This is a genomic window from Mesorhizobium sp. PUT5 (genome assembly GCF_052216645.1).
Classification (GTDB): domain Bacteria; phylum Pseudomonadota; class Alphaproteobacteria; order Rhizobiales; family Rhizobiaceae; genus Mesorhizobium.
The window spans coordinates 77,117-92,905 of record NZ_JBQOSO010000003.1; the positions used below are offsets into that span (position 1 = coordinate 77,117).

Annotated in this window: 14 protein-coding genes and 1 riboswitch; of the genes, 5 read left to right on the forward strand and 9 right to left on the reverse strand. The window is 68.3% G+C overall.

Going from position 1 to position 15,789, the window contains the following annotated elements:
- Positions 1-31 precede the first annotated feature (31 nt).
- The 4 genes from ACTDI4_RS02020 to hisC all read right to left on the reverse strand — a co-directional run bounded on the left by ACTDI4_RS02020 (position 32) and on the right by hisC (position 5,327).
- A complete protein-coding gene (locus ACTDI4_RS02020; RefSeq protein ID WP_442839557.1) occupies positions 32-2,086 on the reverse strand; it encodes a M3 family metallopeptidase in 2,055 nt (684 codons plus the stop codon).
- 185 nt (positions 2,087-2,271) lie between these two features.
- Positions 2,272-3,102, reverse strand: a complete 831-nt coding sequence (locus ACTDI4_RS02025) for an outer membrane protein (protein ID WP_442839558.1) — start codon at positions 3,100-3,102, stop codon at positions 2,272-2,274.
- A 172-nt stretch (positions 3,103-3,274) separates the two neighbouring features.
- A complete protein-coding gene (locus tag ACTDI4_RS02030) occupies positions 3,275-4,213 on the reverse strand; it encodes a prephenate/arogenate dehydrogenase family protein (protein WP_442839559.1) in 939 nt (312 codons plus the stop codon).
- Positions 4,214-4,217: 4 nt separating this feature from the next.
- Positions 4,218-5,327 carry a histidinol-phosphate transaminase gene (gene hisC, locus ACTDI4_RS02035; protein ID WP_442839560.1) on the reverse strand — a complete coding sequence of 370 codons (1,110 nt, stop codon included), beginning with the start codon at positions 5,325-5,327 and terminating at the stop codon, positions 4,218-4,220.
- A gap of 141 nt (positions 5,328-5,468) precedes the next feature.
- Positions 5,469-5,546: riboswitch (SAM riboswitch) on the forward strand.
- Between the two features lie 55 nt (positions 5,547-5,601).
- On the opposite strand from hisC, the gene metA reads away from it, so the two are divergent.
- Positions 5,602-6,537 carry a homoserine O-acetyltransferase MetA gene (metA, locus tag ACTDI4_RS02040; RefSeq protein ID WP_442839561.1) on the forward strand — a complete coding sequence of 312 codons (936 nt, stop codon included), beginning with the start codon at positions 5,602-5,604 and terminating at the stop codon, positions 6,535-6,537.
- Positions 6,538-6,616: 79 nt separating this feature from the next.
- Here metA and ACTDI4_RS02045 read toward each other — a convergent pair whose 3' ends face one another.
- The 3 genes from ACTDI4_RS02045 to ACTDI4_RS02055 all read right to left on the reverse strand — a co-directional run bounded on the left by ACTDI4_RS02045 (position 6,617) and on the right by ACTDI4_RS02055 (position 10,866).
- Complete coding sequence (locus ACTDI4_RS02045; protein WP_442839562.1) at positions 6,617-8,419, reverse strand: ABC transporter ATP-binding protein/permease; 1,803 nt, start codon at positions 8,417-8,419, stop codon at positions 6,617-6,619.
- Positions 8,416-9,186 carry a class I SAM-dependent methyltransferase gene (locus tag ACTDI4_RS02050; RefSeq protein ID WP_442839563.1) on the reverse strand — a complete coding sequence of 257 codons (771 nt, stop codon included), beginning with the start codon at positions 9,184-9,186 and terminating at the stop codon, positions 8,416-8,418. The genes ACTDI4_RS02045 and ACTDI4_RS02050 overlap by 4 nt, the downstream gene beginning before the upstream one ends.
- 183 nt (positions 9,187-9,369) lie before the next feature.
- Positions 9,370-10,866, reverse strand: coding sequence for a CoA-acylating methylmalonate-semialdehyde dehydrogenase (locus ACTDI4_RS02055; RefSeq protein WP_442839564.1), 1,497 nt, complete (start codon positions 10,864-10,866; stop codon positions 9,370-9,372).
- A gap of 162 nt (positions 10,867-11,028) precedes the next feature.
- Between ACTDI4_RS02055 and ACTDI4_RS02060 the strand changes: the two genes are divergently transcribed.
- Complete coding sequence (locus tag ACTDI4_RS02060) at positions 11,029-11,910, forward strand: LysR family transcriptional regulator (RefSeq protein ID WP_442839565.1); 882 nt, start codon at positions 11,029-11,031, stop codon at positions 11,908-11,910.
- 111 nt (positions 11,911-12,021) lie between these two features.
- A complete protein-coding gene (locus tag ACTDI4_RS02065; RefSeq protein WP_442839566.1) occupies positions 12,022-12,459 on the forward strand; it encodes an OsmC family protein in 438 nt (145 codons plus the stop codon).
- A 103-nt stretch (positions 12,460-12,562) separates the two neighbouring features.
- Here ACTDI4_RS02065 and zapE read toward each other — a convergent pair whose 3' ends face one another.
- On the reverse strand, positions 12,563-13,750 hold the full coding sequence (zapE, locus tag ACTDI4_RS02070; protein ID WP_442839567.1) for a cell division protein ZapE: 1,188 nt from the start codon (positions 13,748-13,750) through the stop codon (positions 12,563-12,565).
- Between the two features lie 25 nt (positions 13,751-13,775).
- Positions 13,776-14,315, reverse strand: a complete 540-nt coding sequence (locus ACTDI4_RS02075) for a protease inhibitor Inh/omp19 family protein (protein WP_442839568.1) — start codon at positions 14,313-14,315, stop codon at positions 13,776-13,778.
- 209 nt (positions 14,316-14,524) lie between these two features.
- On the opposite strand from ACTDI4_RS02075, the gene ACTDI4_RS02080 reads away from it, so the two are divergent.
- Both ACTDI4_RS02080 and ACTDI4_RS02085 read left to right on the forward strand, forming a co-directional pair.
- Positions 14,525-15,619: an MBL fold metallo-hydrolase gene (locus tag ACTDI4_RS02080; protein ID WP_442839569.1), complete on the forward strand. Its 1,095-nt coding sequence runs from the start codon at positions 14,525-14,527 to the stop codon at positions 15,617-15,619.
- Positions 15,616-15,777, forward strand: coding sequence for a DUF1328 domain-containing protein (locus ACTDI4_RS02085; protein ID WP_442839570.1), 162 nt, complete (start codon positions 15,616-15,618; stop codon positions 15,775-15,777). The genes ACTDI4_RS02080 and ACTDI4_RS02085 overlap by 4 nt, the downstream gene beginning before the upstream one ends.
- The last annotated feature ends 12 nt before the right edge of the window (positions 15,778-15,789 follow it).

Sequence of the window (15,789 nt, forward strand, 5' to 3'; positions counted from 1 at the left end):
TGTGAAGCCATGCAGATGCGGGCAGAGATTCCTACGCCAGCCCGCGCTTGACCATCATCGCCTCCGGCGACGGCATCTTGCCGCGGAAGGCCTTGTAGAGCTCTTCCGGGTCCCTCGATCCGCCGGCCGCATAGATATTGTCCCTCAGCCGCCGGGCCAGCGCCGGGTCGAAGGGATCACTCGTCTCCTCGAAGGCGGAGAAGGCGTCGGCGTCCAGCACCTCCGACCACATGTAGGAATAATAGCCGGCGGAATAGCCGTCGCCGGCGAAGATGTGGCCGAAATGCGGGGTGCGGTGCCGCATGGCGATCGTATCCGGCATATGCAGCCTGCCCAGCGTTTCGGCCTCGAAACGAAGAGGTTCGTCCGGTGCGTCCGGCCGGGCATGATAGGCCATGTCGACCAGCGCCGAGGCGGTGAACTCGACCGTGGCAAAGCCGGCGTCGAAATTGCGCGCGGCCAGCATCTTGTCCAGCAGCGCCTTCGGCATGGGCCGGCCGCTTTCATGGTGCAGGGCGTGCTTTTCCAGCACCTGCGGCACCGTCAGCCAATGCTCGTAGAGCTGCGAGGGCAGCTCTACGAAATCGCGGCTGACCGAGGTTCCCGAAACGGAGGGCCAGGTGACCTCGGTGAGCATGCCGTGCAGCGCATGGCCGAATTCGTGGAACAGGGTCCTGGCCTCGTCCACCGACAGAAGCGCTGCCTCCCCGGCCGGCGGCTTGGCGAAATTCATAACGTTGTAGATGACCGGCCGCGAGCCCCCGCCCAGGCGGTAGCCGGAGCGCAGCGCGCTCATCCACGCGCCCGAGCGCTTAGAAGGCCGCGCGAAATAATCGGCCAGGAACAGGCCGCGCTCGGAGCCGTCGGCATTCTTCACCACGAAGGCGCGCACGTCCGGATGCCAGGCGGCAATGCCCTTCTTCTCCTCCAGCGTGATGCCGAACAGGCGCGTGGCCACGTCGAAGCAGGCCTCGATGACGCGGTCGAGCTGGAGATAGGGCTTCAGTTCGGCCTCGTCGAAGGCGAATTTTTCGGCGCGCAGCTTCTCCTGGTAGAAGCGCCAGTCCCAGGCGGCGAACTTGTCGTTGCTGCCGGCCCGCGCCGCCAGTTGCTCCAGCTCGGCCTGGTCGGCGGACGCCTTTTCCAGCGCCTTCGCCCAGACGGGATCGAGCAGGCCGTGCACCGCCTCCGGCGTCTTGGCCATGGTGTCGTCCAGCTTCAGCGCGGCATAGGAGCCGTAGCCCAGCAACCCGGCCTTTTCCGCGCGCAGCTTCAGCAGGTCGCGCACCACGGCGCCGTTGTCGTGGGCGCCGCCGTTCTGGCCGCGCATGGTGAAGGCGCGGAAAGCCGTCTCGCGCAGGTCGCGCCGCTCCGAAAAGGTGGCGAAGGGCTCGTAGATGGAGCGCGACAGCGTCACCGCATAGCGACCCTTCTGGCCGCGCATCTCGGCCGCCTCGGCCATTGCGCTCTTCAGGAAATCCGGCAGGCCGGCAAGATCGGCCGCATCCAGGAACAGCGCCCATTCCGCTTCGTCGGCCAGCACGTTCTGGCCGAATTTCGTGCCCAGCGACGAAAGTTCCTCGTTGATGGCGGCGAGCCGCTCCTTGCCCGCCGCGTCCAGCTTCGCGCCGGAGCGGACGAAACGCTTCCAGGTCCTTTCCAGCACGCGCAGCGTCTCGGGGTCGAGCCCGAGCGCGTCGCGCCGCCGGTAGAGGTCGTCGATGCGGGAAAACAGCTTCTCGTTCATCGAGATCGCGGAGAAATGGCGGGACATCTTCGGCGACACCTCGCGCTCCATCGCCTGGATCGCCTCGTTGGTGTGGGCGCCGGCCCGGCACCAGAAGATGGAGGAGACCCGGTCCAGCGCATCGCCCGAAAGCTCCAGCGCGGCCAGGGTGTTTTCGATCGTCGGCGCCGCCGCATCGTCCGCGATCGCGGCGATCTCGCGCTCATGCGCCTCGAGCGCGGCATCGAAGACCGGTCCGAAATCGCCGTCGCCGATGCGGGTGAAGTCGGGCAGGCCGAGCCGCCCGGTCCAGGCGGTGAGCGGATGGGCGGGGAGGTCGACGGGCTTGGACGAGGACATTGGGGGACTTTCGCTTCGGCTGTGAGGGGCAAACCACCCCGATGTAGGGCAGCGGCCGCGCCGGCGCAAACGGCGCGCCGCCCGCGCGAAGCGAAAAAACCGCCCGGCCGGAAATCGGCGGGCGGTTTCGATGTCGGGCCGGAACCCTTTCGGTCCGGCGAAGGTCCTACTTGGTGGCGAAGGTCCTACTTGGTGTAGAGCGGCTCCGGCGGCGGCTCGTAGGCCACGGCCTGCGCCGGCGTGCAGTCGGAATTGCCGAACTGGTAGCGCAGGCCGGCGCGCACCTCGTGGTTGTTGAAGCCCTTGTCGAAGCCCGGCCCGCCGCCATTGGTGTATTCGAACATGCGCCCGCCCTTGATGTGGCTGAAGCGGTAGCCGAGGTCCAGCTTGGCGCGGTCGGTCAGGCAATAGGAGGCGCCCGCCATCAGCGCGTAGGCGAAGCGCCAGCCCTTGGCGCCGTCATGTTCGAAGCTGCCGTCGCCGTCGTCGTTGACCAGCTTGTCCCACTTGACATGCGCCCCGCCGATGCCGGCGCCGACATAAGGCGTGATGCCGTGCCAGGTGCCGAGATCCGCATAGGCGTTGGCCAGCAGCAGGAAGGCGGAGAAGTTGGACGCGTCGTTGGACGTGCACGGCTCGCCCGAACCGCAGGTGCCGGTGGTGTGGCCCTCGAATTTCGACTTGAACCAGTAGTCGCCCGTCACGTCGGTGCGGAAGTGCCGGGTGACCTGATAGCCGACGCCGGCGCCGAGCGAGAAGGCGCCGCGCAGCTTGCCCGAACTGAAGCTGTTGCTGCCGGGCGGCGGGCCGTAGGTGATGTAGTCGGCCCCGCGCCAGTTGGACTTGTGGTAATCGACGTCGCCGCGGATGTACCAGCCGCCGAACTCGGCTTCTTGATAGACCGGCGCGGCCGGAGCCATTTCGACCGGCGGCTCGTACATATCGGCCGCCAGCGCCGGGAACGCGAGCCCCGCGACCATGCCGGCAAGTGCCACGTTCCTTGCAAGACTGAGCATGCTTCTACCCCTGGTTTGCGGGGCCGGCCTCCACGCGCGGGCGCCGGATTTCACCCGTTTTCGGGGTGGATAATGAATTGCAAAGGTTAAAGGGCGTTTAACCCTGCCGGTTAACCAAGAACCGGCAGGGTTTTATCTTTCGGATCGAGCCCAGTACCGGGCGGGACCGGCCTCAACGCGGCTTTTGCGGATGCTCCACCGCCTGGCGGCCGAAGTCGGGCGCGTCGATGTCCTGGCCGGCCTCGATGATCGAGCGGCGCACCGCGCGCGTGCGGGTGAACAGGTCGAACAGCTTGTCGCCGTCGCCCCAGCGGATCGCCCGCTGCAGCGAGGCGAGGTCTTCCGAGAAGCGCGCCAGCATCTCCAGGATCGCGTCCTTGTTGTGCAGGCAGACATCGCGCCACATGGTGGGGTCGGACGCCGCCAGGCGCGTGAAGTCGCGAAAACCGGAGGCCGAGTATTTGATGACCTCGGACTTGGTCACCGTCTGCAGGTCGTCGGCCGTGCCGACGATGTTGTAGGCGATGATGTGCGGCAGGTGGGAGACGATCGCCAGCGTCATGTCGTGGTGGGCCGGGTCCATCGTGTCGATATTGGCGCCGCAGCGCCGCCAGAATTCGGCGAGCCGCTCCAGCGCCGCCGGGTCGGTTTCCTCCAGCGGGGTGAAGATGCACCAGCGGTTCTCGAACAGCTCCGCGAAGCCGGAATCGGGTCCGGACTTCTCGGTGCCGGCCAGGGGATGGCCGGGGATGAAGTGCACGCCCTGCGGCACGTGCGGCGACATCTGCGCGATCACCGACGCCTTGGTGGAGCCGACATCGGTGAGGATGGCGCCCGTCTTCAGCGCTGGCGCGATCTCCCTGGCCACCTCGCCCGAGGCGCCCACCGGCACCGAGACGACGACGAGGTCGGCGTCCTTGACGGCTTCCTTCAGATCGGTCGTGTAGCTGTCGCCCAGGCCCAGCTCCTCGGCGCGCTTCAGCGTGGAGGCGCTGCGCGTGGCGATGGCGACATGGCGGGCAAGGGTTTCGCGGCGGATGACGCGCGCCAGCGACGAGCCGATCAGGCCGATGCCGATCAGCGCGATTTTCTCAAACATGGGTTCGGACATTTCTTCAGCTTTTCAGGAATTCGGTGAGTGCGGCGACCACGCCGCGATTGGCTTCTTCGGTTCCGACCGTCATCCGCAGCGCGTTGGGAAAACCGTAGCCTGCAACGCGCCGCAGGATATACCCCCGCGCGGTGAGATAGTCGTCGGCCGCAGACGCCGAATGCCTGCCGTCGTCCGGAAAGTGAATGAGGATGAAATTGCAGACGCTGGGCGTGACCCTGAGGCCGAGCGCGGCGAGCTCCTCGGTCAGCCAGGGCAGCCAGGTGTCGTTGTGGGCGAGGCTCGCCTCGACATGGGCGCGGTCGCGCATCGCCGCCACGCCGGCCTCGATTGCGGTCGCCGTGACGTTGAAGGGGTCGCGCACGCGCTCCAGCGCTTCCACCACATGGGCAGGCGCATAGCACCAGCCGATGCGTGCGCCGCCGAGGCCGTGCACCTTGGAGAAGGTGCGGGTCATCACCACGTTCTGGTTCGCCGCGACCAGTTCGACGCCGGCCTCGTAGTCGTTGCGGCGCACGAATTCGGCATAGGCCGCGTCCAGCACCAGGAGCACGTTCCTCGGCAGGCCGGCATGCAGGCGCCGCACCTCCTCGAAGGGGATGTAGGTGCCGGTCGGGTTGTTCGGATTGGCGAGGAAGACCAGCTTCGTGCGCGCGGTGACGGCGGCCAGGATGGCGTCGACATCGACGCGCTCGTCCCGCTCTTTGGCCACGACGGGCGTCGCGCCCGCCGCCTTCGTGTAGATCGGATAGGCGAGGAAGCCGTGCTCGGTGTGGATGGCCTCGTCGCCCGGCTCCAGATAGATGCGCGACAGCAGCGCCAGCGCCTCGTCCGAGCCGTTGAAGCAGACGATGTTGGCCGCGTTCAGCCCGTGCGCGTCGGCGATCGCCTGCCGCAGGCGCATGGCCGTGCCGTCCGGATAGAGCGCAAGCGTCGCGGCCGCCTCGCGCGCGGCCTCGACCGCCTTGGGCGAGGGGCCGAGCGGGTTCTCGTTGGACGACAGCTTGTGGAGCCGGACGCCGGCGGGCGCCGCGCTCTTGCCGGGCACATAGGCCTCGATATCCATGATGCCCGCGCGCGGGCGAGGACGTGCCTGGTCTGTCGTGTTTTCCATGTCGAAGGGTCCGTCGAGAAGCTTGGAGCCTGGAGCCGCTGGGGAAATACAGGCCACGGGCGGCGATGTCGAGGGGCGAGGGCGTCCGGGCGCGGCGTTTGCGACTTTCCATTGACGCCGCCACCCGGCAGGCATAGATACGGACCTGTTCGTGGTGATTTGCCGGTCGGCTTGCAGCCACGTAAAAGAAGTCGCTAAAAAGGCCGATTGAGATGAGCCCGTTGGGACCGGCCGCGATTTCGCCGCCGGTCTTTTTGTTTTTGGAGCTTGTACCATGCCGATCAAGATCCCCGATCAACTCCCCGCCCATGAAGTGCTGGTGCGCGAGGGCGTGTCCGTGATGGACGAGCGGACGGCGCGGCGGCAGGACATCCGTCCGCTGCAGATCGGGCTCCTCAACCTCATGCCGAACAAGATTCGCACCGAAACCCAGTTCGCGCGGCTGATCGGCGCCACGCCGCTGCAGGTCGAGCTGACGCTGGTGCGCATCGGCAACCACAAGGCCAAGAACACGCCGGAAGAGCATCTCATCACCTTCTACCAGACATGGGAGGAGGTGAAGGATCGCAGGTTCGACGGCTTCATCGTCACCGGGGCGCCCATCGAACTGCTGCCGTATGAGGAGGTGACCTACTGGGAGGAGCTGACGCGCATCCTCGACTGGACGGCCACCAACGTCCACTCCTCGTTCTACATCTGCTGGGGAGCGATGGCGGCCGCCCGGCATTTCCACCAGGTCCCGAAATACACGCTGGACAAGAAGGCCTTCGGCGTGTTCCGCCACCGCAACAATGCGCCCGCCTCGCCCTATCTCGCCGGCTTTTCCGACGATTTCGCCATTCCCGTCTCGCGCTGGACGGAGGTGCGCAAAGCCGACATTCCCGGCGACGCCGGCCTCGACCTGCTCATGGAATCGGACGTGACCGGCCCCTGCCTGCTGGCCGAAGCGACCGGCAACCGGCTCTATATGTTCAACCACATCGAATATGATTCCACCTCGCTCAAGGAGGAATACGACCGCGACGTGGCCGCCGGAACGGCGATCGAGGTGCCGCACGGCTATTATCCCGACGACGATCCGTCGCGAAAGCCGCTGAACCGCTGGCGCTCGCACGCCCATCTGCTCTTCGGCAACTGGATCAACCAGGTCTACCAGACCACGCCCTACGATCTGGAAGAGGTCGGCAGGGACCTCCGGCTGGCTTCGTAGAGCATGGTCCCGAAAGGTTGCGGACTTTTCGGGCAAGACCACGCTCCGGAAAAACCGGGCCGGCTGCGCGGGCGGCGGATCAGGCCCGGCGTTGCGCCCGCGGCGGCGGCTCGATGGCGCCGGCGCGGATGCGCGGCGGCCTGAGCGCCTTGCCGGGCGTGCCCTTCTCGATGCACAGGGCGCGCGGGAAGAACTCGTAATTGTGCTGGCCGCGCCCGATATTGACGACCGCCGCCTCGGGCAGGTGCTTGCCCAACAGCGCCAGCACGCGCTTGGCGGTGGCGCCGTCGAACGTGTCCAGCGCCTCGTCGATGACCACCCAGCGCGGCTTGGCAAGCACCACGGCGGCGAAGGCCAGCAGGCGCTGCTCGTCATCGCTCAGTTCGTGCTCCCAGCGCGCGTTGCGGTCGAGCGAGGAGGAAAGATGGTCCAGCCCGACCTCTGCAAGCACGCCCTTCAGCACGTCGTCGTCCGGCTTCCTGCCGTCGCCGTCGGGGTCGCCCAGCACCTCGCGCAGGGTGCCCGGCGCGAAATAGGGCGTGCGCGGCACGAAGACGGGCGCCGTGCCGGCAGGCAGGCCGATGCGCCCGCTGCCCCAGGGCCACAGGCCGGCGACGGCGCGGAAGAACAGGGTCTTGCCCGTGCCGGGATCGCCGGTGATCAGCACGTGCTCGCCTGGCGCGATGGCGGCATGCGGCTCGGACAGCGTGGTGCACCCCGCCGGCGAGACGATCTCCAGCGCGTCGAAGGTCATGCGCCCGTCGGCGTTCTCGACGAAGGCGATGCGCTGCTCCTGGCCGTGCAGCCTGTCGGCCTCGTCCAGCGCCAGGCGGAAATCGGCGACCCGCATCAGCGTGGCGCGCCAGTCGGCGATCGAGCCGATATTGTCGATGAACCAGCGCAGCGACGTGTGCACCTGGTTGAAGGCGCCGACCGCCATCATCAGCCCGCCGAAGGAGATGTCGCCGGCGAAATAGACCGGGGACGCGACCAGGATGGGCGCCACGACGGTGATCCAGCCATAGGTGTCGGTCACCCAGGCCAGGTTGATCTGGGCGGTATAGATGCGCAGCATCGCCGAAAGCAGCGAGCCGAGGTCGGCTTCCAGCCGGCGCCTTTCGCCCGTCTCGCCGCGGGCGAGGGCGATGGCGTCGACATGCTCGTTGACCCGCACCATGGAAAAGCGCAGCTCCGCCTCGCGCGCGTAGCGTTCGCTGTTGAGCCCGATCAGCGGCCGCCCCACCAGCCAGCTCAGCCAGGAGGCGGTGCCGGCATAGAGGATCGCCGCCCACACCATGTAGCCGGGAATGGCGATCGAATGGCCGCCGACATGGAACACGAAGCCCGAGGAGAGCTGCCACAGCACCCCGACGAAGGACACCAGCAGGATGAAGGATTGCAGCAGGCCGACGCCGAGGTCGGTGCACAGGTCCGACAGGTGTGCCGCGTCCTGCTGCATGCGCTGGTCGGGGTTGACCCCGATGGCGCCCGCATGCGCCACCCGGAAGGCACGGCCCGGCTGCATCCACTGGTCGATCAGGTCGAGCGTCAGCGCCTCGCGCAGGCGCAGCCGGAAGCGCTGGTTCAGCCATTGCTGGCCGATGTTGAGGGCCAGCAGCCCGCCGGCGATGCCAGAAAAGACCACGAGCTGGTGCAGGAATTCCGGCAGGTCGCGCCGCTGCAGCGCGTCGTAGAAGGGCTGGTTCCAGCGGTTGAGCATGAGCTGGCCCGCCGCCGTGGCCACCACGACGGCGCAGATGCCGGCCGTAAGCCACAAAAGCACCCGGCGCAGCGGCGAGCCCGCCAGCGCCTCGCGCATGGTGGCAAGCTGGTCGCGAAGGCTGCTGGCCTGGATCTCGGCGGCAGCGGGTGGCTCGTTCATCGCCCTTGCGTCTCCGGCTCCGCGCGCGTGGTGCGGCGCAGCCCGGCCGCGCCCTGCGGCGCCAGCACCGGCACGAAGACGCGGCGCGAGGCACGCTGCACGGCCGGTATGCCCTGGTAGAGCCGCTTCTGCGCCTCCACCGCCACGACGCCCGAGAAGATCGGCCACAGGCGCCGGCCCGCACGCTCCAGCACGGAGTGGAAGCGCATGAGCAGGCGGCTGTCGGTGGGCGGAAAATGCAGCGCGTCGGACCAGGCGGCCGGCGTGAAGTTGGCCTCGCGCAGCAGTTCGGCGAGCTGCGCGCGCGAATAGGGCCGCCCGGTGCCGAAGGGCGTGTTCTCGAAACGGGCCCACACGCCGCGCCGGTTCGGCACCACGACGATGACGCGGCCGGCCGGCGACAGCACCCGCCAGATCTCGTTCAGCGTCTCGCGCGGGTTTTCGGCATGCTCGAGCGAATGCACCAGGAGGATGCGGTCGATGGAGGAATCGACGAGAGGCAGTTCCTCGTCGAAGACCAGGGCCGTCGCCGCAGGTCCGGTCGCCGGCCACACCACCGCGCCCTGCGTGGCCGGCATGAAGGCGAAGACCCGCTCCGCGTCGGCCCCGAACCGTTCCAGCCAGGGCAGTGTGTAGCCCAGCCCCACCAGCCGCTCGTTGGGCACGCTGGCCCAGATCGACGACAGCGCCATGGCGATCGAACGCTCCGCCAGCTTGCCGAGCGGGCTGGCATAGAAGGATCGAAGATCGACGATGTCCGAATGCATGCGCGGACGCTAGCTGCGATGGGGAGCGGAATCAACAAAGGCGGGGGCGACGGGATCGCAATGCTCAAGCAGGCGCCCGGCGCGGCGCGCAAAAGCAAAGGGCGCGGCTTTCGCCGCACCCTTTGCTGCTGGAACTCCTGCGGCACCCACCGGGACCGGCGGGCGCGCAGGGAAAGGGATAGATTATTTCATCGTCGGCATGGCGAATTCGGCGCCTTCCTTGACGCCGGACGGCCAGCGCGAGGTGACCGTCTTGGTCTTGGTGTAGAAGCGCACGGCGTCGGGCCCGTACTGGTTGAGGTCGCCGAAGCCGGATTTCTTCCAGCCGCCGAAGGTGTAGTAGGAGACCGGCACCGGGATCGGCACATTGATGCCGACCATGCCGACATTGACGCGGGCGGCGAATTCGCGCGCGGCGTCGCCGTCGCGGGTGAAGATGGCCACGCCATTGCCGTATTCGTGGTCGGAAGGCAGGCGCACCGCCTCCTCGAAGTCATGCGCGCGCACCACCGACAGCACCGGGCCGAAGATTTCCTCCTTGTAGATGCGCATGTCCGGCGTCACCTCGTCGAACAGGCAGCCGCCCATGTAGAAACCGTTCTCATAGCCCTGCATCTTGAAGCCGCGGCCGTCGACGACGAGCTTGGCGCCCTCTTCGATGCCGAGGTCGACATAGCCGCGCACGCGCTCCAGCGCCTGTTTCGTCACCAGCGGGCCGAAATCGGCGGAGGGATCGGTCGAGGGGCCGATCTTCAGGCTCTCCACGCGCGGGATCAGCTTTTCCACCAGAGCGTCGGCGGTCGCCTTGCCGACCGGAACGGCGACCGAGACCGCCATGCAGCGCTCGCCCGCCGCGCCGTAGCCGGCGCCGATCAGCGCGTCCACGGCCTGGTCCATGTCGGCGTCGGGCATGATGATCATGTGGTTCTTGGCGCCGCCGAAGCACTGCACGCGCTTGCCGTTGGCACAGCCGCGCGCATAGATGTACTGGGCGATCGAGGACGAGCCGACGAAGCCGACGGCCGAGATGTCGTGATGGTCGAGGATGGCGTCGACCACCTCCTTGTCGCCGTTGACGACGTTGAGGATGCCGGCCGGCAGCCCGGCCTCGATCATCAGTTCGGCGAGCTTCATCGGCACGCCCGGGTCGCGCTCGGAGGGTTTCAGGATGAAGGCGTTGCCGCAGGCGATGGCCGGGGCGAACTTCCACATCGGGATCATGGCGGGAAAGTTGAACGGCGTGATGCCGGCCACCACGCCGAGCGGCTGGCGGATCGAGTAGAGGTCGATGCCGGGGCCGGCGCCCTCGGTGTACTCGCCCTTCATCAGATGCGGCACGCCCAGCATGAATTCCACGACCTCGACGCCGCGCTGGATGTCGCCTTTGGCGTCGGGAATGGTCTTGCCGTGCTCGCGGGCGAGCAGCTCGGCCAGCGCGTCGTTGTCGCGCGCCACCAGTTCGAGGAACTTCATCAGCACGCGGGCGCGGCGCTGCGGGTTGGTGGCGGCCCATTCCGGCTGGGCCGCCTTGGCGTTGGCCACGGCCGCGTCGAGATCGGCCTTGGAGCCCAGCGCCACCTTGGCGCGCACGCTGCCGTCGAGCGGCTGGAAGACGTCGGCGTCGCGTCCCGAGGTGCTCTTGACGTGCTTGCCGCCGATGAAATGACCGTATTCGACCATGGTCTGCTCCCTTGATAATCCGATGCCGCATTGTCCGCCTTCGCCGACCGGAAGGCAACGCGAGCGTGAACGCAACCGTTGTGCATGAAATAGAGTCCATGTTGCTGGCGATGTGTTTTTCTGCATAGATGGCGGCGATGCGGGGCTGACGAGGACTTGCCCATGAACTGGGACGACGTGCGCATCTTTCTGGCGGTCGCCCGCGCCGGCCAGATCCTGGGCGCGGCGCGGCGGCTGGAGCTGAACCACGCCACGGTTTCGCGCCGCGTCGCCGCCCTGGAGGAGGCGATGCGGACCAAGCTGTTCCGGCGGCTGACCACCGGCAGCGAGCTGACGGCGGCGGGCGAGCGCTTCCTGGAGATCGCCGAGCGCATGGAGGCCGACATGATCGCCGCCCGCGCTGCCGTGTCGGGCGAGGGCGACGAGGTGTCTGGCACGGTCCGCATCGGCGCGCCGGACGGCTTCGGCGTGGCCTTCCTGGCCAAGCGCCTGGGCGCGCTGACGGCGCAGCACCGGGAGCTGACCATCCAGCTCGTGCCGGTTCCGCGCTCATTCTCCCTGTCGCGGCGCGAGGCCGACATCGCCATCACCGTGGACCGGCCGACGGAGGGCCGCCTGGTGGCCGGCAAGCTGGTGGACTACACGCTCGGCCTGTTCGCCTCGCGCGCCTATGCCGAGGCGCGCGGCCTGCCGCAAACGCCGGCGGAGCTTTGCGCCCACACGCTGATCGGCTACGTGCCCGACCTGATCGTCAGCCCCTCGCTGGACTATGCCGCCGAGTTCAGTCCCGGCTGGCGCTCCAGCTTCGCCATCTCTTCCGCCCTCGGCCAGGCGGAGGCGGTGCGGGCCGGCGCCGGCATCGGCATCCTGCACACCTTCGTCGGCCGCGCCATGCCGGAACTGGTGCCGGTGGACATCGTGGCGCCCATCCGCAGGGCCTACTGGCTGGTCTATCATGAATCGGTGCGGCCGCTGCGCCGCGTCCAGGCGGTGGCGAACTTCATCACCCGCGCCGTCGAGCGCGAGCGGGCGCTGTTTCTCTGACGAAGGGATGAGGTCGCCGGCGCGACGATCATGTGGCGTTGGCGGCCATGAGCGCTATAGTCGGGCGAAGGTCCGGCACCGTGCCGGCCCAACCGCCGAAGGGAGATCGTCATGAATCGCCATGCCACCGCCGTCTGGAAAGGCTCGCTGACCGAGGGAAGCGGCACGCTCGACACGCAGAGCGGCGCGTTTTCCAAGCAGCCCTATTCCTTCAAGGGCCGTTTCCAGGACGAGAGCGGCAAGTCCGGCACCAATCCGGAGGAGTTGATCGCGGCCGCCCATGCCGGATGCTTCGCCATGCAGCTTTCGCACTTCCTGGCCGAGAACGGCACGCCCGCGGCCGAATTGAACGCCGAGGCTGTCGTCACCTACGGGCCGGCGGCCGGCGGCGGTTTCGAGATCACCGAAAGCGCGCTGAAGCTCACCGGCAAGGTGCCGGGCATCGATCAGGCCAAGTTCAAGGAACTGGCCGAGCAGGCCAAGGCCGGCTGCCCGGTGTCGAAGGCGCTCGGCGCCATCAAGGTGTCGCTGGACGCCAGGCTGGCATAGGCCGGCGAAAGCATGACGGCGGAAAGCGCGTGGCGATTTTTCGAAGGGATCGTGCCCCCACAGGCGAACGGAGCAGGATGACGGTTCACGAAGTCGCCCTGCTCTATGCCGGCGCCGCTTCCGCCTCCGGCTTGTGCCGTTCGGCCCATGCCTCCAGCCAATCGCGGCTCTGCATCTCCATCAGCCGCGAGACGGTGCGGTCGAACTCGAACGCCTCGGTGCCGCGTCCGCCGGCATAGAGCGTGGCGGGCGGCGCGGCGGCGCTGACCACCAGCCGCGCGTGGTGGTCGTAGAGCGTGTCGATCAGCAGGATGAAGCGCTTGACCTCGTTGCGGTGGGCCTCGCCCAGCACCGGCACGTGGTCGATGAAGACGGTGGAGAAGCGGCCGGCGATCGCCAGGAAGTCGCGCGCGCCGAGCGGCTTTACGCACAGGTCCGAAAACGAGAAGCGCGCCGCATCGCCCGCGGCGCGCGGCACCGCAACCTGCCGGCCCTTGACCGTGATCGTCGCCGCGGCTTCCGGCCTGCCCCTGGTGACTGCCGCCCAGGCCGCATCGAGCGCCCGGTCGGCGGTGGCGTCGGCGGGCGTGACATAGACCGGCGTGCCGTTCAGCCTGTCGAGCCGGTAGTCGCGCTCGGCATCGAGCGTGACCACATCGGCATGGCGCTCCAATATGCCGATGAAGGGCAGGAAGAGCTGGCGGTTGAGCCCGTCGCGGTAAAGGTCTTGCGGCGCCACGTTGGAGGTGGCCACCAGCACCACGCCGGCGTCGAACAGTGCCGAGAACAGCCGCGACAGGATCATGGCGTCGGCGATGTCGGTGACGGTGAATTCGTCGAAGCACAGCACCCAGGCCTGCTCGGCCAGCGCGCGCGCCACCGGCGGGATCGGGTCGTCCTCCTTGACCGTGCCCTCCTTGCGCGCCTGCCGGTGCTTCTGGATGCGGTCCTGCACCTCGGCCATGAAATCGTTGAAGTGGACGCGGCGCTTGGCGCGCGCCGGGACCAGCTCGAAGAACAGGTCCATCAGCATGGTCTTGCCGCGGCCGACGCTGCCATGGATGTAGAGGCCCTTCACCGGCGCGCGGGTCTCGCGCCTGCGGGCCAGCAGCCAGCCCAGCGCGCTCGACTTGCGCGCCAGCCGCTTGGCGGAGATCTCGTCGATCAGCCGGTCGAGGCGGTCGGCGATGCGCTCCTGCGCCGGGTCGCGTTCGATCGCGCCGCTGTCCACCAGATGGTCGTAACGCTGGCGGACGCTGACACGGGTCTGGAGGCCGTCGCGCAGATGCATGATGATGGTGCGGCTACCTGGCTGCTCAGCGCGTCAGCGCGATCGGCTGGCCATTGGAGGTCTGGCCGTCGAACCTGCCCTCGCCCGAGGAATAGAGCCGGGCCAGCGTGCCGCCGTCCTGATCGTAGAGGGTGAGCTGCTTGCCCGCCACGTTCCACGACTTCACGCCGTCGATCGGCGCGGGGCAGCGCAGCGGCCCGGCGCGGAAGCCCTGGCCGAACTTGGTCTGCGGCGTCGCCACCTTGCAGCTCTGGCCCGAGACGTTGACGTTCCACACGCCGGCGACGCTTGCGGCGGTGAGGTCGGCCGCGCCGGCCGGAGCGCTGCCGTCCGGCGGCAGCGACGCGACCTGCGAGTTCTGCGGCGCGGCGGGGAAGGCGGAGGAATCGGCCGTGCCGGGGGCGGCAGGCGGCGGAAGCTGGCTCGACGAGATGGTGCCCGAAGGCGCCGCCGGCAGCGGCTCCGGCCGGGCGGAGTCCATGTTGGAGAAGCGCGTGCTGGAACAGCCGCTTGCCAGCAGGGCAGCCAGGGATACGGCCGCCAGGCCGGCTCTCGAAAACGTCATTGCAACCTCCGCGGGCCCGCAACGGGCGCCGTACCACAAACGCGTTTCCCCACCAAATCGGCGAAGACGGCAGAATTTCAACCGGATATGGTTAAAATAGGGTTTTCGGACGGGAATGTTGTATTTTTGCCGCTGCCGGTATCCCGCCGGGTGCTTGGCGCCTGCTTCCGTCCCGCCTATCCTGAGGCCGCCGCAGCCCGGAGACCGACGTGCCCGCCAGGAAGAAAGCCGCCAACCGCTATTATGACGGCCCTGCAAGCGATCATTTCGACGGCAGGCTTTTCTTCAATCCCCAGGGCCTCTCGCCCGCTCGCCTCGTCGACCTGCTGAAGTGGAAACTGGCCAACCGCCGGCCGAAATGGCCGCCGGCCGCGCCGAGCCCGTTCCCGCAGGCAAGGCCCGATCCGCGCGTCGACGGCAGCGGGCTGCGGCTGACCATGGTCGGCCACTCCTCGCTTCTGGTGCAGATGGCGGGGCTCAACATCCTCACCGATCCGGTCTGGTCGCCGCGCGTCTCGCCTCTGGCCTTTGCCGGGCCCAGGCGGGTCAACGCCCCCGGCATCGCATTCGCCGACCTGCCGCCGATCGATCTCGTTCTGCTCAGCCACAACCACTACGATCATCTCGATCTCGCCACGCTCGCGCTCCTGAAGAAGCAGCACGACCCGCTGGTGGTGACGCCGCTCGGCAACGACGCGGTCATCCATGCCGCCGTGCCGGACATGCGCGTGTCGGCGCACGACTGGGGCGGCCGCAAGAAGGTGGGCACGCAAGCGGTCGTCCATGTCGAGCCCGCGCATCACTGGTCGGCGCGCGGCGCGCGCGACCGCTGCATGGCGCTGTGGGGCAGCTTCGTGGTGGAGACGGCGGCCGGCAAGCTCTATTTCGGCGGCGACACCGGCTTCCACGGCGGCCTCCACTACCGGCTGCTGGCCGCCAGGCACGGCGGCTTCCGCCTGGCCATCCTGCCCATCGGCGCCTATGAGCCGCGCTGGTTCATGGAGCCGCACCACCAGAACCCGGAAGAAGCGGTGGCGGGCATGGCGCTGTGCCGGGCGGCCTTCGCCGCCGGCTGCCACTGGGGCACGTTCCGCCTCACCGACGAGCCGCTGGAGGAGCCCGCGCTGCGGCTCGGCCAGGCGCTGCGCGCCGCCGGCATCGCGGCCGGGCGGTTCCGTGCGCTTCGCCCGGGCGAGGTCTGGGACGTGCCGGAAGCGGCGGCCGGCCGGGACGGCGCGGAACCGCAGCCCGGCGGCAGGCGTTTACCGGGTCCCAGCCCCGCCACCCCGAGGGAGCCTTCATGATCAAGTGGATCGTCATTCTCCTGATCGTCGCCGCCGCGGCGAGCCTGCTCGGCATGCCGGCGCTCGCAGGAGCCGCCGCCACCGGCGCACGCATCCTCATCGGCATCGTGCTGATCCTGTTCCTGCTGATCGTGCTGGGCGTGTTCGCGGTGACGTGACGCGTTGCGGGC